Consider the following 20,922-nt stretch of genomic DNA (forward strand, 5'->3'; position numbering starts at 1 on the left):
CCGCTCTTTTCGCCGGATCCCGAGGGGGTGTCGCCCCATCCGGCGCGCCTTCTTTGCCTACTTTCTTGGCAAGACAAGAAAGTAGGTCGCCTCCCCGCAGGGGAGGTGAAACTGCCTTTGACTTTGACTTTGACTTTGAAGACCTTGATTTGGACTTGGACGCCAAGGCCCTTGACGTCAAGCAGCCAACATTAAACCCAAAGTTAAACCCACCTACCTAACCGGCCGCCCAACCAACGGATAATTCGGATCGTTATACCCATGCGTAGAAGCATGCCCCGGCCTGACCAACCCATCCACCAACACCTCCTCCTCCCCCGAAACCCCCACCCCCACCGCCCCAAAATAATCCTCGAACTGCGCCAGCGTCCTCGGCCCCGCAATCACCGAACTGACAATAGGATTAGCCAGCACCCACGCCGTAGCGAACTGCCCCAGCTTCAGTCCGCGCGCCTCGGCGTGCGTCTTCAGTGTCTGCGCGATCACCAGCGATTCCTCGCGGAATTCAGTCTCCATCATGCGGCGATCGGCGCGGCCCGCGCGCGAATCCTGCGGCGGTTGCTGGCCCGGCAGGTACTTGCCGGTCAGCACGCCACGCGCAATCGGGCTGTAAGGCACCACGCCGAGTCCGAAATGCTGGCAGGCCGGCAGGATTTCCACCTCGGGCATGCGATTGAGCAGGTTGTAATAGGGCTGGCAGACAACCGGACGCGGCACGCCCAACTGGTCGCACAGCCGCGCGATCTCGGCGATACGCCAGCCGCGGAAGTTCGACACCGCCCAGTACCGGATCTTCCCCGCGCGAACCAGATCTCCCATCGCGCGCACGGGTTCCTCGAGGTTTTCACCCGCGTAGTCGCGATGGAGGTAGAGGATGTCGAGGTAATCGGTCCCCAGGCGGCGCAGGCTTTCCTCCGCCTCGCGCAGGATCCACACGCGCGAGTAATGCGAATGATTGGGCGCGGCCTGCATCGGGTTGCCGAGCTTGCTGGCCAGGATCCAGTCATGGCGGTCGGCGGCCAGCAGCTTGCCCACCATGCGCTCGGAGCCCCCCTTGCTGTAGACATCCGCGGTGTCGATGAAGTTGACGCCGTGCGCGCGGGCGCTGTCCACGATGCGGCCAGCCTCGGCTTCGTCGGTCTGGTCGGCGAACATCATGGTGCCCAGGCACAGCGCCGATACCTTCAGGTTGCTGGCGCCCAGGCGCCGGTATTCCATCTTGAACTCTGACATTGCATTCTTCCTTGATGCGGCGAGGGGAGGCCGGGTGCGAAAGCCTGAGAGCTTACCCCTTGCGAAGAAATCCTGCCTGCCGCACCAGCAGGCAATGCCCTCGGGCCGTGCCTATGCCAGAATGCTAGCCATCGTGATCCGGCGCCGCCGGGCGAAATCTAAATCCGACGACCATGCTCAGCCCATCCCTAATCGCGGCGATCGTGCTGGTGTTTCATATCCTCGGCGTCATCGCCGCCCTGCATGCGGTGATGACGGTGCGCACCGCCCCCGGCGCCATTGCGTGGGCGGGCTCGCTGGTGATGATGCCGTACTTCACCCTGATTCCGTACCTGATCCTGGGCAGCAGCAACTTTGCCGGCTACGTCAATGCGCGCCGCTTCAACAACGACCGGCTGCGCGAGGTGACGCACGACATGGATGCCGGCGAGCGCGAGGCGCGCGATGCCTGCGTGGTGCATTCGCCGTCCCAGGCTTGCCTGCGCGCCTTGCCCCGGCTGACCGGCATGCCATGCCTGGCCAACAACGCCGTGCGGCTGCTGGTCAACGGCGAGGCAACCTTCGCYGCGATCTTCGCTGCCATTGCCGCCGCGAAGAAGGTAGTCATCGTGCAGTTTTTTATCGTCCATGACGATGACCTGGGCCAGGCGTTGCAGCGCTTGCTGTGCGAGCGGGCCGCCGCGGGTGTCAAGGTGTATTTCCTTTACGACAGCATCGGCTCGCATGCGCTGCCGGGCAGCTATGTCAAGCGCCTGCTGGCGGCGGGGGTCGAGGCGCGCGCCTTTGCCACGCGCAAGGGCTTCGTCAATCGTTTCCAGCTGAACTTCCGCAACCATCGCAAAGTCGTGGTGGTGGACGGCGAATGCGCGTTTACCGGCGGGCATAACGTCGGCGACGAGTACATGGGCCTGCAACCGCCGCTGGCGCCGTGGCGCGATACCCATATCGAGATCCGCGGCAGCGCCGTGCTCGATATCCAGATGGTGTTTGCCGAGGACTGGTACTGGGCCGCGCGCGAAGTTCCGGTGCTGCTGCCGCCGCCGGCCGCCGCCGCCGGCGCCATGACCTGCCAGGTGGTTCCGTCAGGCCCGGCCGACGCGCAGGAAACTTGCTCCCTGTTCTTCGTCGAGGCGATCCAGGCGGCGCGCTGGCGGGTGTGGATCACCAGCCCGTACTTCGTGCCGGACGAGGCGGTATTCGCCGTACTGCGGCTGGCGGTGCTGCGCGGGGTGGATGTCCGCATCCTGTTGCCGGCGCGGCGCGACCATCTGGTGGTCTTCGCCGCCTCGACGCTGTACGCCTACCAGGCCATCTGCGCCGGCGTCAAGATCTATCGCTACCAGCCGGGTTTCCTGCACCAGAAGGTCATCCTGATCGACGACGAGGCCGCGGCGGTGGGCAGCGCCAATCTCGACAATCGCTCGTTCCGGCTGAATTTCGAGTTGATGGTGATGACCGCAGACCGCGGTTTCGCCGCCAGCGTGGCGCAAATGCTGGAACAGGATTTCGCGCTGGCGCGGCGGATCGACCGCAACGAGTACATCGGCGGGCCCAGGCTGCGCAGGGTGGCGATGCATGTGGCATCCCTGTTCGCGCCGATTCTCTAGTGTCCGGCGGCTATACCTCGGCCTGTGCGGCCTGTTTCGAGGTGCCAGTCTGCCAGTCTCGCCGCATGATGATGTACGTGAATGAGGTCGACCAGCCGATCAGGATCAGGCCCACCAGCGGCTCGATACTGGCGATCAGGCGCGTGGCCCCGACCGGCGAGATGTCTCCGAGGCTCTGCGTGGTGAAGGTTTCCAGCGAGAAATAAAAGTACACGATGGGCGCGATCGGGCCCGGGCCGGACAGCCCGCCCAGTCCGAGCGCAGAGCCCGACAACCAGTACCCTACCGCGAACACCAGGGCCTCCAGGATATGGGCAACGATGATGCATACGATCAGCACGCCCACATTGACGCGCCCGGTCCAGCGGCGGGGATTCATCCCCGACAACAAGCGCAGGGCCTCGTAATGCATGGCGACGACGGTCACTGTCAGGACGCTGGCGCAAGCCAGGGCCAGCAGGTCGTCGGTGGTGATTCCCATAGGCTTCCCTCGTCAGGCCGGGAACGTTGCCGTCGGTCGCGGCACGCTCACAAACTGTTTGGAATGTAATGGGGGATCACAAGGAAAGCCAGCCCGCGGACGATGCGCGGCCAAACGGAAAGCGGCGGCGCGACCAGGCCACCATGGGACCGGGCAAGGGAAATTTTTGCCACGGTTCCTCGGCTGCAGCCCGGTAGATCCGGTGAAAAGTACCGTATTCGGCATCATAGAGACGAGAGTGCGAACTGCCGTGCACCTGGAACCTTGCCCTCCAGGATGAAGTGGACGTCCCAGACATCGAAAGCCTGGCCCGGCACGCCGGACGGCGCACCAGCAGAATCAAAGCAGCCTGGGCAGGCCGGCTCAATCAAACTCTACGTAGATCTCGCCGCGCGGGCCGTCGTAACCCAGGCGTGGCAACTTGCCGTGCTCGCGGCTGGAGCGGGCGAGAGCGCGGAGCTCGGCCTTGCGGGTGGGCTCGCGCAGCATGCGGCGGGCACCGGTGCTGATTTCGGCGGGGCCGCACTCCGGGTTATGGCACTCGAACCGCACCCACTGCCCGTAGCTGCCGCGACGGGGCTGGGCTTTGGCCTCAGTGCCGCAAAGAGGACAGGTTTCTTGTTTTTCCTTCATAGGCTGATTCTATCGTCGAGACCATGCCGGACATTGCGAACAAGTGTGCGCAGTCCAGTGCCGCGCGGCTGCCCCTCTTCCGGGGGGATCGCCAGACGCGAGGTGAGTGCTTCTCACGGTGCAGACAACAGCCGTGCCACAGGCAGGCAGGCGAATCAACCCGCGCGGTACGCGTCGAGCCGGTTGTACAGCGTCTTGAGACTGATGCCCAGCGATTGGGCTGCCTGCCGCTTGTCGCCGTCGAAGCGCGCCAGCGTGGCGAGGATGATTTCGCGCTGGGCGTCGGCCAGCGACGTCCCGATGCGCACGTTGACGAAACCGTTCAGCGTCGCGGGGCGGGGCGGCTGGGTAGAGAGATTGGGGTTGGCGATATCGACGACACGGTCGGCCAGGATAAAGGCACGGTAGATGGTGTTCTTCAGTTCGCGCACGTTGCCGGGCCAGCCGTAATGCCGCAGGCGTTCCAGGGCGGTGGAAGAGAAGGTCTTTTCCGTCCCCTCCATGGCATTGAATTCCGCAAGGAAGTGCCTGGCCAGTTGCGCGATGTCCTCGCCGCGCTCGCGCAGCGGCGGAATGTGCAAGGGAAACACGGCGAGCCGGTAAAGCAGGTCTTCGCGCAACTGGCCGGCGCGCACGGCTTCGACCGGGTCGCGGTTGGTGGCGGCGAGAATCCTCACGTCGCACACGATCTGCGCGTCGCCGCCCACGCGGTGGAAGGTGCGCGTCTCCAGCACCCGCAGCAGCTTGATCTGCATGTCGGGCGCCATCTCCGTGACTTCGTCGAGGAACAGCGTGCCGCCGCGGGCCTGCTCGAAGTACCCGGCCTTTTGCTGGATGGCGCCGGTAAAACCGCCTTTCTCGTGGCCGAACAATTCCGACTCGATCAGCGTGGCGGGAATCGCGCCGCAATTGACCGCGACGAACGGCCCGGCCCGGCGGGCGCCGCGCTCGTGCACGGCACGCGCCACCAGTTCCTTGCCGGTGCCGCTCTCGCCAACCGCCAGCATCGTGACCTCGGTAGCGGCCACGCGGTCGATCTGCGCCAGGAGTTGCCGCATCACGGGCGAAGAACTCTGCCACAGCAACGCCGTGGGCCCGCCCGGGATAGCGCCACGGCGCGGCGCACCGCTGGCCGGCGCGGCAGGACGAGGGGAAGGGGCAGGGGGGTCGCAGCTTGTCATCGGCAACCAAGGGAGGGTTCAGGCTAATCCTATCGCCTGCGTTGACCTGAAGCCACTGTTTTGATCGGCTGGCACGCTTTCGTGCATTTGGTCCGATCCGCGCGTGAAGTTGTCAGACAGACACGGGTACCGCTGCCGGTGAAGCCTGCCTAGAATAAGACGTATCCCCGGATTCACCCTTGGCCCCGAGACGCATGCTAGCCGTATGTTCAGACATAGGGCCCGCGTTGTGTTTGCCGTCGCCCGCATGGAACATGCCGGAACGACGCACCCGGATTGCGCGCGGTCCCCGCGGCGCACCGGTGGCGTTGTACGCTGCCGATACGGAATATATGCCTCACATTCTGATCGTCGATGACGATGAAAATACCTGTGCTGCACTGTCGGAGATCGTGGCGACTGAAGGCTTTACATCGGCCACTGCCGGCGATCTGCGCGAGGCCTGCCTGCAAATCGGCTGGCAGATGCCCGATGCCGTGCTGGCCGACCTGAAGCTGCCCGACGGCAACGGCATGGACCTGTTCAACGAGGTCGGCACCGCAGGCGTCGAAATGATCCTCATGACAGGCTACGCCAGCGTGGAATCCGCTGTCGACGCCTTGCGCCGGGGTGCAACCGACTACCTGGTCAAGCCGATCAACGTGACACGGCTGCGCACCATCCTGAAACGCATCGCCACCACGGGCGACCTCAAGGCAGAGATCCACTCGCTGCGCGGCGAGTTGCGCCGCTACGGCCGTTTCGGCCGGCTGCTCGGCAGCTCGGAGGCCATGCAGGTGGTCTATGACCAGCTTGGCAAGGTTGCACCTACCGAGGCCACCGTGCTGCTGGTGGGAGAGAGCGGCACCGGCAAGGAACTCGCCGCGCAGACGCTCCACGAGCTATCGGCCCGCCGGCGTCAGCCTTTCCTGGCGGTCAACTGCGGCGCCATTTCTCCCGCGCTGATCGAATCCGAGATGTTCGGCCACGAGCGCGGCAGCTTCACTGGCGCCGAGCGCCAGCACAAGGGCTACTTCGAGCGAGCCGACGGCGGCACGCTTTTTCTCGATGAAATCACCGAGATGCCTATCGAACTGCAGGTCAAGCTGCTGCGCGTGCTGGAATCCGGCGCCTTCATGCGGGTCGGCACCAACCGCGAGCTGCAAGCCGACGTGCGCGTGGTGGCCGCCACTAACCGCAATCCGGAAGAAGCCGTGGCCGACGGCAAGCTGCGCGCCGACCTCTATCACCGGCTCAATGTGTTCCCGATCGAATTGCCGCCGCTGCGCGCGCGTGGCGACGATGTGGTGCAGATCGCCAATACGCTGCTGGAACAGATGAACGGCGAGCACGGCACCCAGCGCCGCTTCGCCCCGGAACTGTTGGACAGCCTGTTGCTGCATGCGTGGCCGGGCAATGTGCGCGAGCTGCGCAACTTCGTGCAGCGGACCTACATCATGGCCGACCGGGACTTGATTGCCGATGCCCATGTGCCGCTGCAGGTGGCGGCGGCGAACCCGGCCGCCACCGCCATGGTGTCGGTGCCGGTGGGCATATCCCTGGCGGACGCCGATCGCCAGTTGATCTTTGCCACGCTGGAGCAATGCTCCGGCGTAAAGAAGCATGCCGCCGAGATCCTCGGCATCAGCCTGAAAACCTTGTATAACCGCCTGGAAGAATATGCCTCGAAAGGCGAGCTACCCGAGTGGCTGCGAGCCAATGGCGCGGGCGCCGCGCAGAACGGAACCACGGCGCCGAACTAGCGTGCGGTGTGCGTGGCCTGGCCCGGCACGCGTCAAGCCTGCCGGACAAGCGCCTGATTGCGGCTTTGGTCCGCGCGCATGCGGCGGTTTCACCGCGCGGTATGCTAATTGCATGGCAACCGGGTGAGCACACCGCCCGCACAAGGTACCGATGTCGCAGCAACCCAACTCCTCCGAAGACCCCGGCGCACCCGGCCAGCCCGCATCCCGCGACGCGCATGAAACGCATGATGCATGCGAGCCACCGGAACCGGTCCAGAGCAGCGCCGAAGTCGCCACGCTGATCGGCCAGATCGCACATGACCTGCGCTCCGCGCTCAACGGGGTGCAGAGTTGGGCCTATGTGCTGGACCACTCGCTGGACATGCCACCCACCCCGGCGCAGCGCGCGCTGGCCGGTATCCGCACCGGCATGCTGCAGCAGCTGGGCCTGATCGAACACATGGAAGAGGCCGTCGCGCTGCTCACGAACGACAGCCCGCCGCAATGGCAACGCGTGGATCTGCTGGCGGCGCTGGAAGCGGCCATGGACGCGGCACGCTCCATGGCGCAAGCGCGTGCCGTGAACCTCGCGGCGGTAGATGTGGACAGCCCGGATGGCACCTCATCGAACCACGCATTTGTGATCGATGCCGACCCGCGCCGCCTCGAACCGCTGTTGCGATATCTGCTGCTGCATTGCATCCGCCACGCGCGCAGCGCGGATACCGTCGAAGCACACCTGAAGCCGGAAGCCGGCCGCATCCGCCTGCGGATCACCGAGAGCCGGGCTCCCAGCGACGCCCGCAGGGACGAGCGCATCGCCGTGCTATCCGACTTCTTCAGCAGGCGCCCCGCCGAAGGCGGCGCATCGGCGCCGCGCCAGGGTACCGCGTTGCTGCTGGCAAGGCGGCTCGTGGAAACCCAGGGCGCGCACATCGTGGCGGAAGGACAGGGGTGCTCCACGGACGGTAGATCCATATGCGTCGCAGTGAGTTTCCCGGTCCATGCGGAGCGGGGCTGATCTAGCCGGGACCCCGCAGTTTTTACCGGCTTCGGCATAAAGTGCATGGTGCCCGCATGCGCGGGCATCGTCTTATTTGCATGCCGTTGTGCCTTGCGTGGCGAACCGGTGGCTCCCGCAGGCCGTCATTCGCTGATTCCAGCAGAGGCAGCCACGGCCGCCACAGGCGGGGCCCCGGTGTTCTGCGTCCACTCAGGCGCGCTGCGGCGGGGGCGCTGGCAAATCCCCTGGAGGCGGGTCGCTGACCGGCGCCGGCGGATCGGGATCGGGCACTGCCGGTTGTGGAACGTCGGGGTCGGGTGGCGCCTGATCGGGTTCGGGCGTGATGTGGAACTGAATCCGCATAGGTCTCTCCGGGGTCTGTAGCACGGCCGGTAGCGGCGTAAACCGGGCCGCGGTCGATAGGCAAGGGCGGGGCAAGCGCCTGGCTCAGGCTCGGGCTCAGCCGGCTTCCCCCGGTTCATCCAGGATACGCGACAGCGCCTCCAGGTCCACCGGCTTGACCAGGTGGCGATCGAAACCCGCCTGCGTTGTACGCTGCCGGTCCGCCGGCTGGCTGTAGCCGGTCAGCGCCACCAGGCGTACATGCTGCAATTCCGGGATGGCCCGCAGGCGCCGGGCGATCTCGAAGCCGTCCATGGCCGGTATGCCGAGGTCGAGCAAGATGACGTCGGGCCGGGTCTTGGCCGCGCGCGCGATGGCGGCGGGACCGTCGATGGCGGTCACCACCGTGTGCCCCATGGCTTCGAGCGTAAGGGCTATGGCCTCCAGCGCGTCGATGTTGTCGTCCACCACCATCACCGTGCGCGGCGTGCCCGGCCGGGACCTGAGCTTGCCGACTTCTGGCCGCCAGCTCTGCCAGGGCTGGGCGGGCAGTTCCACCACGAAGGCGCAGCCAAGGCCAGGGCCGGCGCTCTCGGCATGGACATTGCCGCCATGCAGATTGACAAGCTTTTGTACCAGCGAGAGCCCGATACCCATGCCTTCCTGTCCGGCGGCGGCAGGACGCTTGTCGCCGTGATGCGCCGTGGCCGGATCGAAGATGGCCTGCAGCGCTTGCGGCGACAGCCCGGGTCCATTGTCCCGCACCTTGATGGTAAGCAGGCTGCCGTCGCACGTAACCTCAAGCGCGAGCTGGCCGTCCGGCTGCGTATAGCGCGCGGCGTTGTGCAGCAGGTTGCTGAAGATCTGGGTCAGCCGCACGAGGTCTCCGCGCACGGGCATCGGTCCTTCCGGTACGCTCAGCCGCAGCGAGTGGCCACGCGTGTCGATCAGCGGCCGCACGGCTTCCACAGCGGTGCTCAGCGCCGTGCGCAACTCGACAATATCGTTGCGCAGCACAATGCGGCCCTGGGTGAGGCGCGAGATATCGAGCAGGTCGTCGACCAGCCGCGTCAGGTGATGCAGCTGGCGGGCGATGATGTCGCGGGCCTTGAAGGTCTCCTCGCGCGTGGGCGCGCACCGCATCAGCAGGTCGACCGCGCTGCGCATCGGCGCGAGCGGGTTCCGCAGTTCGTGGGCCAGCATGGCCAGGAAATGGTCCTTGCGGTGGTCTTCTTCCAGCAGCATGCGCTCGGCGCGCTTTTGCGGCGTGATGTCCTGGCAAATGCCGGCCACGCGATAGAAGACGCCCGCCGTATTGGAGACCGGGAACGCGCGCGCGCGGACTTCGCGCACCTCGCCATCGCCCCGCACCAGCCGGAACTCGGCATCCATACGGCCGTCCGCCATCATCGCGCCGAAGGCCACTTCCATGCGCTCGCGGTCCTCGGCCTGCACGCAGTCCAGCCAGGTGCGCGGGTTGTGCTTCAGTTCCTCCATCGGACGGCCCCACAACCGCGCAAACGACGGGCTCATGTACAGGAACTGGCTCTCCGCCGGATCGAGGATCCACAGCGCATCGGAAAGGTTCTCGGCCAGCTGGCGGAACAATTCCTCGTTCTCGCGCAAGGCTTGCGAGGACTGGCGGAAAGCTTCCTCGGCCTTGCGCATGCGCAGCAGGGCCTTGATGCTCGACACCAATTCCTCCGCTTCCACCGGCTCGATCAGGTAACTGTCGGCGCCACCATCGAGCGCCTGCACGCGGTGGCGCGACTCGGTTAGCGCGGCGGAGGTCTGCAGCACCAGCGTACTGGCGGTTTCGGGATCGTTCTTGATCAGCCTGCACACTTCCAGCCCGTTGATGTCGGGCAGATTCACATCCAGCAGCACCAGGTCCGGGGCGTGCTGGCGGATCAGCGACAGCGCGGCCTGCCCGCTCGCAGCCTCCAGCACGGAGAAGCCCGCGCGTTGCAGGATGCGGCCCTTGACGTAGCGAGGCCCGTCGCTGTCGTCGACATTGAGGATCAGGGGCCGCCTGGCGGCTTCTGGAGAGGGCAGAATGTTCATGGCAAGCTCAGCGATATTGGGTATCGAACGAGACGGCCGGACGCGTGCGCGCGGGGTCATGGGCGGGGATCATCGGCGCATCCACGGGAGACGCGCCGGTGATATTGATGATGGCAGGTTCGCCTGCAAGAGCTTGTAAGAACTACAAGGAAGTCCGGGCTCTCATCGGTAGATTCTGCATGTAGTGTTCGCGCCACGATTTTCCCCTTGCTGAGCGCAATGCCTGTCGTTCCTTTTGCTGGCCAATGTTGGCGGGCGAGCCGTGCAACCAAGCCAGTCCGCTACGGCTCATGTGGCGGGCGGGATCGCAAAAATCGTGCAAAAGCCGTGCCCGCGTGTAGACACCAGGACACCAGGGGGACGCCCGCAAGGCGGCGGCAAGGGACGGCGTCACAGGGTGCCGTGCCACCCGTGAGGCCGGCGCCGCGCAGCCATAAGCGGCCGGATTGCCAAGTGCAGCAGGCGCGACCATACTGGCCGTTCCGCAGTGTCAGAGCCAGAACGAGCCCAACGCCGATGCGCCAGGATCCTCCCCACCCGCCGAACTCCCCGCAGGAAAGACCGACCGCTGCGCATGACCATGACCATAAACACGGCGGCAGCACGCTGTCCGAGATGGACCTGCGTGTGCGCGCGCTGGAATCGCTGCTGGTGGAGAAGGGTTACGTCGACCCCGCCGCGCTGGACATCTTGATCGAGACCTACGAGCAGCAGATTGGCCCGCGCAATGGCGCGCGGGTGGTAGCCAAGGCCTGGAGCGACCCGGCCTACAAGGCCTGGCTGCTGGCGGACGCCACTGCGGCGATCGCCTCGCTGGGCTTCAGCGGGCGCCAGGGCGAGCACATGATCGTGCTGGAGAACACGCCGGCGACCCACAATATGGTGGTGTGCACCTTGTGCTCCTGCTATCCCTGGCCCGTGCTTGGACTGCCGCCGGTCTGGTACAAGTCGGCGCCGTACCGCGCCCGGGCGGTGATCGATCCGCGCGGCGTGCTGCGCGATTTCGGCTTCACGCTGCCGGATGCGGTGCAGCTACAGGTGTGGGACTCCACAGCCGAACTGCGCTACCTGGTGCTGCCCATGCGTCCGGCGGGCACGGATGGCTGGAGCGAGGAAGCGCTGGCCGCGCTGGTCACGCGCGATTCGATGATTGGCACCGGGCTGCTACCCGACATGGTGGCGCCGGCAACGGCAAAGGAACCGGCATGAACGGCGCGCAAGACCTTGGCGGCATGCAGGGCTTCGGCCCGGTCCGCCCCGAACCCGGCGAACCGCCGTTCCACGCCGAATGGGAGCGCCGGGTACTGGCGCTGACACTGGCCATGGGCGCGGTCGGCAAGTGGAACATCGATACCTCGCGCGCGGCCCGCGAAAGCCTCCCGCCGGCGCGGTACCTGGGCAGCAGCTACTTCGAGATCTGGTTTGAAGGGCTCAAGGCCTTGCTGCTCAAGACGGGCCTGGCCGACGCCGGGGAGATCGCCAGCGGGCATTCCAGCGCGGCGCCGGTCCCCCTGGCGCGCGTCCTGGAAGCGGAGCAGGTAGCGCCCGCCCTGGCACGCGGCTCGCCCAGTGCCCGGCCGGCCACGGCGGAGGCGCGCTTCCACCTTGGAGAGCGGGTCCGTACCCGTCAGATGCATCCCGCCGGCCATACCCGGCTGCCGCGCTATTGCCGTGGCCGGCAAGGCGAGATCGTGGCGGTGCATGGCGCCCATGTCTTCCCCGATGCCAGCGCGGCCGGCGCCGGGGACCAGCCGCAATGGTTGTATACGGTGCGCTTTACCGCCAGCGAACTGTGGGGCGCCGATACCACCGCGGCTTCGGTCAGCGTGGATTGCTGGGAGCCTTACCTGGATCCGGCGGAGGCTGCCCATGGCTGAGCCCATTGCCGCCCCGCCGGCGCCGCCGGCCACCTTGCAAGCCATGCGCGCCGCGTTGCCGGCCTTGCCGTGCGACAGCACCGGCCCGGTCTTCCGCGAGCCATGGGAAGCCCAGGCCTTCGCCATGACGCTGGCGCTGCATGAACGCGGCGCCTTCACCTGGACCGAATGGGCAGCCAGCCTCTCCCAGGTCATCCGTGATGCCCAGGCCAACGGGGACCCGGACACCGGCCAGCATTACTACCTGTTCTGGCTGACCGCGCTGGAACAGATCAGCGCCGCCAAGGGCCTGGTCGACCAGGCCGCGCTGCTGGACCGGCGCGACGCCTGGATCGCCGCAGCCCGGCGCACCCCGCACGGGCAGCCAATCGAGCTTGGCTGAGGCCGCTCGCGGCAGCCTGGCCTCGGCAGCGTTATGCTTGTTTCCTGCCCGGCGCGCAGCGTGGAGCCGGCTTGCCGGCCGGGAGGTTCAAGGCGGACTTCCAGGCGGACAGGCATGGCTGCTTCGAGCACCGGATCAAGTGCCGAATCACGCGCCGCCTGCGGTCCGGCCCCGCTCGTGCTACCGTAGCGGGCTAGACGCTGCAAAGCGCCCCGATGCCGTGCCACCAAGGCCGGCGCCAAACTCCGACTGACATGACTGACACAGAGATCCAGCTGATCGGCTCCGCCCGCCTGCCGACCCGCTTTGGCGAATTTACCGCCCACGCCTTCAAGGGTGCCGTTTCGGGCACCGAACACCTGGCGCTGAGCGTCGGCGATATCACCGGCGAAGCCGTGTTGACCCGCCTGCATTCCGAATGCCTGACCGGCGACGTGTTCGGCTCGTGCCGCTGCGACTGCGGCGAGCAACTCGACCTGGCGATGAAGAAAATCGCCGAAGAAGGGCGCGGCATCCTGCTCTACCTGCGCGGACAGGAAGGGCGCGGGATCGGCCTGGGCCACAAGATCCGCGCCTATGCGCTGCAGGACGGCGGGCTCGACACGGTCGACGCCAATCTGGCGCTGGGCCAGGAAATCGATAGCCGCAACTACGCCTTCGCCGCCGACCTGCTGCATCAGTGGGGCGTCAAGTCGATCCGGCTGATGAGCAACAATCCCAAGAAGAAGCAGGCCCTGGAAGCCGCCGGCATCACGGTGGTGGAACAGATGCGCCACATCGTGCCGTCCAACGCCGAGAACCAAAAATACCTGGAGACCAAGCGCGAGCGCATGGGGCACCTGCTGGACTGATCGCGGCAGGCTGAGGCTGGACCAGCCCCGGTGCCAGGCCGACTGCGAAGAAGGGCCTGAGCAACTAAAAGCGCACAAAATCGGCAAGCTAACCGATTTATCCGGCTACACTTTCGTCTCAGCGCCACCATCCACAGCCATTAGCCGGTTCTCAACATGCTTGCCCAGATTCAACGCAGTTGCGGTGAAAGCGCGATGCGCCTGCGCCGGGTGCTTGCCAGGGAAGTTCATCTAGACATCCGCCAGCCGGCGCAGGTCAAGCGCATCCGTCTGCTGGGCTGGCTCGCCTTCATCGGGTTTCCGACCTTCTACGTGGTCTGGAAATTCGTCTTCCCCCAGCCGTATGAAAGCCTGACCCTGCGGCTGGTGGCGATGGTGATGTGCCTGCCACTGATCGTAAGCCGCGACTTGAGGGATAAGAAGTGGCTGCCAGTGCATTTTTGGTTGACGTTGACATACGCGTTGTCGTTCTTCTTCGTCTACATGTATTTGATGAATCACGGCAACCTGGTCTGGTCCCAGTCGCTCGTGATTGCCGTCATCATCCTGTTCAACTTCAGCGGCTGGCTGGGCGGCGCCACCTCGCTGGTGCTGGGTACGGCGGCGGCCTGGCTGGTCTATAACTACGTCACCCCTCCCCCCGCGGCGCTGCTGGCGGTGAACTGGCCGATGGAACTGCCGATCATCGGCTTCACCATCTGCACCATCGCCGTGCTCAAGATAGACCAGCGCATCCTGATCCAGGAAAAACTCGACGGCATGGCGATTGCGCTAGGCACCGTTGCCCACGAACTGCGCACGCCAATCCGCAGCATCGGCTCGACCGCGCTAGGCATGGGCCGCTACCTGCCAGGCCTGATCCGCTTTTACGAGGAAAATGAGACGCCGGAGAACTCGCTGAACCTGCCGCGTGCGCATTTCGGCTTGCTCAAGGATGCCTTGCCACGCATCCAGATGGAAGTCGACCGCATGAACCACGGCATCGACGTGCTGCTGGTCAACGCGCGGGTCAAGGCGCAACAAGGGCCCAGCGAGCATTTCCCGCTGGGCCAGGCGATCGAAGAGGCGCTGGCGCGCTATCCCTTCGAACCTGGCCAGCGCGACCTTGTGCATGCCGACCTGACGACGGATTTCCCTATCCACGCCGACCAGAAGCTGATGGTGATGGTGCTGTTCAACCTGCTCAAGAATGCCCTGCATGCATTGGCGCGGGCAGGGCACGGCGAGATCCGGCTGAGCCTGGAGCTAGGCACCCGGCGCAACCGCCTGATCTTCCGCGACACCGGCACAGGCGTGCCGGAGCGCGAACTGTCGTCCATCTTCAAGCGCTTCCATACCTATCCACGCAACGAGGGCACGGGCATCGGTCTGGCGTTCTGCAGGGAGACGCTTGAAGCCTGGGATGGCCGTATCCACTGCAGTTCGGTCGAGCACGAATATACGGAGTTCGTCCTCGAATTCCCGCCAGCCACGCCGCGCCGCGAAGGCGAAGGCGCGGCTGGCTGAAGGCCGCGGCCTCTCGCCGGCGCTCAGGCCGTGCCGTGCAGCGCTTCCAGCGTCTCGTGCAGCACGGACTGCCTGGCCATCGGCGGCCGTGCCACGGCCGCGCGCGGCTTGCGCTGGGAGGAACGCCAGCCCGCCAGGTTCACCTCATCGCGGATTTCCGCGCACACCTGGATCAGCCGCTCGATTTCCACGGCGGTCAGGCAGGCGTGCATGGTCAGACGCATCAGGGCGCGGTCGCGCGCCGTGGCCGGCGCGCAGAACACGGCGCCAAAGATGCCGCGCGATTGCAGGGCATTGCGCAGCACCAGGGTTTGCTCCTCGGTGCCGGATTCCAGCGCAATGATCTGCTCGGAACCTGCCGAGACGTTGTAGCCCAGCCCGGACAAGGCATTGCGCACCTGCGTCGAGACCACGTGCAACTGTGTGCGGCGTTCATCCGCCTCGGCAATGAAATCCGCGGCGGCGTCGAACCAGGCCAGTTCATGTTGCAGCAGGCCCGAGCTGAAAATGGCCGGGCGCGATTCCGCGGCGAAATAACCCTTGAACGACGACGGGCATGTGACCAGCCCGGCACGGCCGCCGAAGGCCTTGGCCAGGCTGGCGGTCTGGAAGTGAACCCGGCGCGAGAGGCCGAGCTGCGCTACCAGCCCGGCGCCGGCCGGGCCATGGGTGCCCAGCGAGTGCGATTCGTCGACCACGATCAYGCTGCCCGTGCGCTCGGCCACCTCCACGAAATCTGCCAGCGGGCAAAGGCTGCCATTGGTGCTGTAAACCGAATCCACCACGATGATGCCCGGGCCATCCTTGCGGATCTGGCGCTCGGCGTGCTCGGCATCGTTGTGCATGAACGGCACGGCACGCGCACGTGCCGCGTGGACGCCTTCCCATAGCGACATATGGGCCAGCATGTCGAGATAGACCGGCGTGCGTTCATTGGCGATGCTTTGCAGCAGCCCTACATTGGCCGCCCAGCCTGACTGGCACAGGATGCTGTCCTCCGCGCCGCTGAATGCCGCCAGCTTGCGCTCGAGCCGGCTGGTGGGATTGTCGCCGTACTGGAAGACCGCCGACATCAGCAGTTCGCTCTCCGGCCCGCGCATCGCGGCCGTCTGGGCCCTGACCAGCTTCTCTTCGCCAAGCAGGCAAAGGTAGTCATTGCTGGAAAAATGGACGGCATCCGGTCCGGGTTGCCGGCCGTGCAGCAAATGGCTGCCGCCCCAGCGCTTTTGTACCCGCTCGACCTCGTGGCCCGCGACCCGCTGGGTGACGAATTCAGGCCAGGCGGCCACCGAGGCAGCGTGGGAGGTACGGTTAGTTTGCAGGCAACCCGAGTCCATATTGATCATTACATTCCCCTAGGAGGTACTCCGACAAAAAAGTCGGCCGGATGGCCGAAGACTGGTCGTGGCAACGCAGGCGCTGCCCGCGCCCTTTGTTTGCAATGTATTTCCGGGGCGGGCAAGGTGCCTGTTACGTCTTTCGAAATTCGAGTTTCGTGCTGCGCCGACAAGCTATTCTGCCGTGTGTCGGGGAGTTCGCCTCGTTCACTCGCGCACGACTGGCGTGGCAAAACCACGCTTGCGGTCACGCGAGGGCCGAGGCGGCTGTATCCGCGGGGTGGGAGGGACAAAGATTCAGCGGAAGATATTTCTCCAGGGCGGGTCCCGGCGCCCGGCGGAACAGCGCCGGGAAGCCAGTGGTGCTGCCGTGGCTGGCGCCACTCAGTAGATAAAGCGCTTAATAAGCCACTTCACTGCAGGGCTTGGCGGGGACCGATGCATGGCCAAGGTACAGCGTGGCCGATCGCAACGACCTTGCCATCTTGGAGGAAACCGGCAAGGGTGAGGATGTGGCCAGGAGAAAGCACGCGGGTGCGCTGCAGGAACAGGAACAGAGCTTCGATATCCGCGCACCGGTGGAGCGCCAGTACCAAGGCGCACCGCGCAACCGCGACCTGATCAGCGACGTGCGCAACCGTTATCGCACGACCTGAGGCCTGGCGCCCGGCCAGGTCGGCCGGCACGGTGCTCACCCTGGATTGGCATCCCCCCCGAAAGCCTTCTAAGATCAAAGTCCACCCCATCCAGGACCAGACGATGAGCAAGCCCGCCGCCCCGGCTCCGCCGGCATCACCAGCGCCCAAAGTTGCACCTGAGCCCGCCAGCAAGGACGACCATGTGGAAGACGAGTTGGACGAAGCGCTCAGGGAAACCTTTCCCGCGAGCGACCCGATTTCGGTGGACCATGGGAGCCCGGCCCGGCCTCGCAAATAACCGGCGCGCCGCGCCGCCCGGGCCGGGTGTGCCTAGACCAGTTGCCGCAACTGCGCGACGACCTTCATCAGTTGCCCGTGCGCGACGATCACGCCGGACTCGTCCTGCAGGGCTTGCTGGTAGCGATCGCGAAACGCCGGGTCGCTGTTGGGGCCGAACAGCTTCTCGGTGGCCGCGGCGACCGCGCGGCAGGTTTCATCGTGGTGCTCGGGCGCATCCAGCTCTTCGTCGATCTCGATAATCAGGCGTGACAGCGGATCGAGCCAGCGAAAATAGGTCTCCTCGGTCACAACCTGCACGAACAGTCCAGCCGGGATCGGGCCATGCAAGCGCTCGTACTCCGTGCGATTCAGTGCGATCACTTCCTTGTGCACTTTCAACAGAGCGGCACGCAACGCACGCAGTCCACTGCGGCGATCTTCCTGCTTGGCGAGGAACTGTTCGTGTGGCATATCCCTTCTCCTATTCCCATTTCTATTCGCGTTCCTGTTCTTCACGGCCTGGAGCGCGGGGGCCGCCTTGCGGCCCGCTAGTCAGTATAGGCAGGTGTGCAAGGCTGGCGGCAGCCCTGCACACTCGGGGGCATCCCTGATGGATTGTTTGCGAAATCACTGAAACCGGGCGGCTTCCGCCATGGGTTGCGGGTGATGGCCTGCCTTCCGGAAAGCCTTGTTTTCGTACATGGAGGCATCGGCCTCGGCAAGCAGCGCGGCGATGCCATCGTGGCGTGCCGGCTCGAACTGGATGGCCCCCACGCTGAACTCGATGGCATAGCCACGGGCGGCGTGCCGGTTGAACGCCGCCATCTCAGCCTCCAGGCGTGCCAGCGTGGCGCCGCACACGGTGGCATCGGCGCCGGTGAGCAATGCCACGAACTCATCGCCGCCCAGCCGGCCAACCACGTCCGAGTCGCGCAGGGCGTGGCGCAGTTGCGCCGCGAATGCCGACAGGGCACGGTCGCCCTCCGCGTGACCGAAGCGGTCATTGATGGCCTTGAATCCATCCAGGTCGAAGAACAGCAGCGTGGCAGACTTTTCCAGCCGCCTGCAAACGCTGAGCGCGTGTTGCGCCAGCGCGCAGAATCCACGGCGGTTGGACAGCAGCGTGAGTTCGTCCATATTGGCAAGCTGGAGCGCGGCAAGCTCCTGTTCGGCCATCCGTGCCAGGTCGCGCAGCAAGGCGCGGTCCTCTTCGCCGAACTCTCGCGGCTGCACGTCGATCAGGCACAGTGTGCCCAGCTTGCTGCCGTTGGCGACCGACAGCGGGCAACCCGCATAGAAGCGAATGCCCGGTTGGCCGGTCACCATCGGGTTATCGTGAAAACGTTCGTCCAGCAGCGCGTCCGGCACCATCAGGATGCCGTCGTCGAGGATCGCGTGCCCGCAAAAGGAGATTTCCCGCGGCGATTCGGTCTCGGACAAGCCGGCACACGATTTGAACCACTGCCGGTTGGCGTCGACCAGGCTGACCAGCGCAATGGGAACGCCGAAGAGGCGCCGGGCCAGGCGAGTCAGGCGGTCGAAGCGCTCCTCCGGGGCCGTGTCGAGGATACTCAGGCAGCGGAGCGTTTCCAGGCGAAGCGGTTCGTCGGCAGGTATGGCGGGATACTTCATAAGGGTTCAGCGTCTGGCAAGGGAAAAGGTGCGACAGCGTGAGTCCTTCCGCCGGTGACGGCAATCCGAACGGTGCCCTGGGCCCCGATGCAAGGGACAAGAGGCGTACCGGAGGTTGGAAGCCGCATTCCGGCACGCACGCCGCTTGGATGGATAACGGCATGCTCGGCGCGGATTGTAATGAATCGCCGGGTTCGTCCGGATCCGCATCCAAATTCAGGCGGGCATCAGACGGGCATCAGCACCGCAACCGAGCCTGCTGGTCGCGCAGCGCGCGATAGCGCCTGCGGTAATCCTCCTGCTCGGGCAGACGCGCGTTGCGCCGGACGCTGTAGTCGTAGTCCAGCTGGCGAATCTGGTTGCCCAGCCAATGGCACTGGTTGAGCTCGGTCCGCACCGACTCAGCCTGCTCGCGTGCGATGCGTGCCTGATATTCGTTTTCCTCCGCCTGGCGCTTTTGCAGGAACTGCTGGTTGGCTGCTTCCGTAGCCGGCTCCGGGCTGATGCGTGAGAGGTTGCCGCCCAGCACGGTGCCTTGYCAGCCCGGCGGGCAGGCTATATCGGTATAAAGCGTCTTGTTGCCGCTTACGCATTTGCCGGCATGGGCGGTACCCATGAAAAGGCCCAACGCTAGCAGGACAAACCATTGCCGCATGGCATTCCCCCGTAGATGCCGCTGTAAACCGCGGCCGTCTTGAACGCATCGAAAGGCCGGCGGGTGATCAAACGCGCTTGGTCCGCCGAGGACATTCAGGGATCTGGCGATGTGCGCGATCCGGCCCATATTCTTATGCGGCTGGCCCGGCTTGTCCAGCAGCGGCATTGCCTCCGCATGGAGCGGGCCGGCGGCAATTCAGCGCGGCGCGTCCTTGTCGCCTTCATCCTGGGTTTGACCCGCTTCCTGGCCGGGTTCCGGCACGCCGATCAGGTCCGCCGCCATCGAGCGCCGCGCGTCGGCCGCCCGGAAATACCGCACCAGCGTAGCCACGCTGGTATGCCCGGTCATGGCCATGGTCTCTGCCAGCGGCACCTGGCGTGCAGCCGCCTCGGTGACAAAGCCTGAGCGTAGCGAGTGCGCCGAGAAGTCACCCCTCAGGCCTGCCGCCTCGCAACGCTGCCTGACGATTTTGCGCACGGCGGCGTCCGATAGTGCCTCGCCAACATGGCCCCCCCGGCGAACACGCCGGAAGATGGCGCCCTCGCCAAGCGCCGCCGCCTGCAGCCACGCCTCCAGCGCCGCGCCCGCGGCGCCAATGACCGGCTTGTCGTTGTCCGGCAGATCCGCGCCGGTCTGGTTGGTCTTCGACCAGCCCAGTTGATAGACGAACTCCCCGGGTGCGATGCGTGTGAGGTTGGCCAGCGTAGCGCCCGCCACCTCCGAACGCCGCCGGCCGCCGCTTGACCAGGCAAACAGCAGCAGGGCACGGTCGCGCAGGCCGATCAGCGAATCGTCGCAGGTTGCCAGCAGGCGGGACAGGGGTTCGCGCGTGAGCGCCGCCTTGCGCGCCGGGCGTTCGCCACGCTTCGCGTAAGCGCGCCGCGTGCGCGACATCAGTTCACGCACGGCAGGGTCCGCGCAAGGGTTATCCGCATTCTCCAGCCGGTGCGCCTTGGCGATGACCGCCAGCCGGTGCATCAGCGTAGCCAGCGCGGGCGGGCCGGTGCGCGCCTTGAGCCCGCGCGCCACCAGCGCGGCATCGATCGCCGGCGGCAACGCACTCGCCGGCCCCTGCGGCGTGGACCGGGTGGCGTGGTCTACCACGAACTGGATAACGACCGCCGGCAGCAAGGGAAGGGCGATCGGCTGGCCGTAGCGCAGAGCGAACCAGCCCGCCCAATACCGTAGGGCGGAACGATAACTGGCCACGGTGTTGGCGGATTCTCCCTCGCGGTACAGCGCCTCGGCGGCCTGGCGGCCAAGCGGATCGAGTTCGGACGGGTGAAGCGGCGCAGGAAAATCGGCATGAACGGGCGTCAGGCTGGAGGATTCGGGGCGTTTGGGCTGGCTTTCGGCGGGACTGCCCGGAAGCGGCTGCGATTTGCGAGTAATCATAATAAATATGATGTATGCTGTATTAAATTATACACCAAGAACGGATAAGGCGCGATAACTATTCCTTATCGAGCCTTATCCAAGTGGCGCGACCAAGAG

General features: G+C 65.6%; 19 protein-coding genes. 9 read left to right on the top strand and 10 right to left on the bottom strand.

The annotated features are described in order from the left end of the window. Positions 1–213: 213 nt before the first annotated feature. On the bottom strand, positions 214–1,233 hold the full coding sequence (locus AC1DT6_RS30525) for an aldo/keto reductase (RefSeq protein ID WP_428179885.1): 1,020 nt from the start codon (positions 1,231–1,233) through the stop codon (positions 214–216). A 173-nt stretch (positions 1,234–1,406) separates the two neighbouring features. Here AC1DT6_RS30525 and cls point away from each other — a divergent pair, with 173 nt between their 5' ends. After that, entirely contained in the window at positions 1,407–2,840 is a 1,434-nt protein-coding gene (gene cls, locus AC1DT6_RS30530) for a cardiolipin synthase (protein ID WP_441629578.1), read from the top strand. Positions 2,841–2,850: 10 nt separating this feature from the next. On the opposite strand, the gene AC1DT6_RS30535 is transcribed toward cls, so the two are convergent. The 3 genes from AC1DT6_RS30535 to AC1DT6_RS30545 form a co-directional block, all read right to left on the bottom strand. Next, positions 2,851–3,321 (bottom strand): ion channel, encoded by a 471-nt coding sequence (locus AC1DT6_RS30535; protein ID WP_045238737.1) that lies wholly within the window; start codon positions 3,319–3,321, stop codon positions 2,851–2,853. A gap of 363 nt (positions 3,322–3,684) precedes the next feature. Further along, positions 3,685–3,954: a hypothetical protein gene (locus AC1DT6_RS30540; protein ID WP_441629579.1), complete on the bottom strand. Its 270-nt coding sequence runs from the start codon at positions 3,952–3,954 to the stop codon at positions 3,685–3,687. A 155-nt stretch (positions 3,955–4,109) separates the two neighbouring features. Beyond that, positions 4,110–5,135 carry a sigma-54 interaction domain-containing protein gene (locus tag AC1DT6_RS30545; RefSeq protein ID WP_441629580.1) on the bottom strand — a complete coding sequence of 342 codons (1,026 nt, stop codon included), beginning with the start codon at positions 5,133–5,135 and terminating at the stop codon, positions 4,110–4,112. 332 nt (positions 5,136–5,467) lie between these two features. On the opposite strand from AC1DT6_RS30545, the gene AC1DT6_RS30550 reads away from it, so the two are divergent. Then, positions 5,468–6,877, top strand: a complete 1,410-nt coding sequence (locus tag AC1DT6_RS30550; RefSeq protein ID WP_441629581.1) for a sigma-54-dependent transcriptional regulator — start codon at positions 5,468–5,470, stop codon at positions 6,875–6,877. Between the two features lie 151 nt (positions 6,878–7,028). After that, positions 7,029–7,880, top strand: a complete 852-nt coding sequence (locus tag AC1DT6_RS30555; RefSeq protein WP_441629582.1) for a histidine kinase — start codon at positions 7,029–7,031, stop codon at positions 7,878–7,880. A 441-nt stretch (positions 7,881–8,321) separates the two neighbouring features. On the opposite strand, the gene AC1DT6_RS30560 is transcribed toward AC1DT6_RS30555, so the two are convergent. After that, positions 8,322–10,268: a hybrid sensor histidine kinase/response regulator gene (locus AC1DT6_RS30560; RefSeq protein WP_441629583.1), complete on the bottom strand. Its 1,947-nt coding sequence runs from the start codon at positions 10,266–10,268 to the stop codon at positions 8,322–8,324. Between the two features lie 516 nt (positions 10,269–10,784). Here AC1DT6_RS30560 and nthA point away from each other — a divergent pair. The 5 genes from nthA (at position 10,785) to AC1DT6_RS30585 (ending at position 14,884) form a co-directional block, all read left to right on the top strand. Beyond that, positions 10,785–11,477, top strand: coding sequence for a nitrile hydratase subunit alpha (gene nthA / locus AC1DT6_RS30565; protein ID WP_441629584.1), 693 nt, complete (start codon positions 10,785–10,787; stop codon positions 11,475–11,477). Then, on the top strand, positions 11,474–12,145 hold the full coding sequence (gene nthB / locus AC1DT6_RS30570; RefSeq protein WP_441629585.1) for a nitrile hydratase subunit beta: 672 nt from the start codon (positions 11,474–11,476) through the stop codon (positions 12,143–12,145). The genes nthA and nthB overlap by 4 nt, the downstream gene beginning before the upstream one ends. Next, positions 12,138–12,527 (top strand): nitrile hydratase accessory protein, encoded by a 390-nt coding sequence (locus AC1DT6_RS30575; RefSeq protein ID WP_441629586.1) that lies wholly within the window; start codon positions 12,138–12,140, stop codon positions 12,525–12,527. Before nthB ends, AC1DT6_RS30575 begins: the two co-directional genes overlap by 8 nt. Before the next feature lie 254 nt (positions 12,528–12,781). Beyond that, on the top strand, positions 12,782–13,378 hold the full coding sequence (gene ribA, locus AC1DT6_RS30580) for a GTP cyclohydrolase II (RefSeq protein WP_477103958.1): 597 nt from the start codon (positions 12,782–12,784) through the stop codon (positions 13,376–13,378). 156 nt (positions 13,379–13,534) lie between these two features. Beyond that, a complete protein-coding gene (locus AC1DT6_RS30585; protein ID WP_441629588.1) occupies positions 13,535–14,884 on the top strand; it encodes a sensor histidine kinase in 1,350 nt (449 codons plus the stop codon). 23 nt (positions 14,885–14,907) lie between these two features. Here the strand turns inward: AC1DT6_RS30585 and cqsA are convergent, their stop codons facing one another. Continuing rightward, complete coding sequence (gene cqsA, locus AC1DT6_RS30590) at positions 14,908–16,230, bottom strand: alpha-hydroxyketone-type quorum-sensing autoinducer synthase (RefSeq protein ID WP_477115176.1); 1,323 nt, start codon at positions 16,228–16,230, stop codon at positions 14,908–14,910. 449 nt (positions 16,231–16,679) lie between these two features. Between cqsA and AC1DT6_RS30595 the strand changes: the two genes are divergently transcribed. Beyond that, positions 16,680–16,877 (top strand): ferritin family protein, encoded by a 198-nt coding sequence (locus tag AC1DT6_RS30595; RefSeq protein ID WP_441629590.1) that lies wholly within the window; start codon positions 16,680–16,682, stop codon positions 16,875–16,877. 312 nt (positions 16,878–17,189) lie between these two features. Here AC1DT6_RS30595 and AC1DT6_RS30600 read toward each other — a convergent pair whose 3' ends face one another. The 4 genes from AC1DT6_RS30600 to AC1DT6_RS30615 all read right to left on the bottom strand — a co-directional run bounded on the left by AC1DT6_RS30600 (position 17,190) and on the right by AC1DT6_RS30615 (position 20,823). After that, positions 17,190–17,609, bottom strand: coding sequence for a hypothetical protein (locus AC1DT6_RS30600; protein WP_045238726.1), 420 nt, complete (start codon positions 17,607–17,609; stop codon positions 17,190–17,192). A gap of 156 nt (positions 17,610–17,765) precedes the next feature. Beyond that, positions 17,766–18,770 carry a GGDEF domain-containing protein gene (locus AC1DT6_RS30605; protein WP_441629591.1) on the bottom strand — a complete coding sequence of 335 codons (1,005 nt, stop codon included), beginning with the start codon at positions 18,768–18,770 and terminating at the stop codon, positions 17,766–17,768. Positions 18,771–19,008: 238 nt separating this feature from the next. Next, positions 19,009–19,593 carry a hypothetical protein gene (locus AC1DT6_RS30610; protein WP_477115177.1) on the bottom strand — a complete coding sequence of 195 codons (585 nt, stop codon included), beginning with the start codon at positions 19,591–19,593 and terminating at the stop codon, positions 19,009–19,011. Positions 19,594–19,623: 30 nt separating this feature from the next. After that, entirely contained in the window at positions 19,624–20,823 is a 1,200-nt protein-coding gene (locus AC1DT6_RS30615; protein WP_441629593.1) for a site-specific integrase, read from the bottom strand. Positions 20,824–20,922 lie beyond the last annotated feature (99 nt).

It is taken from the genome of Cupriavidus sp. 01L45, from assembly GCF_056399885.1.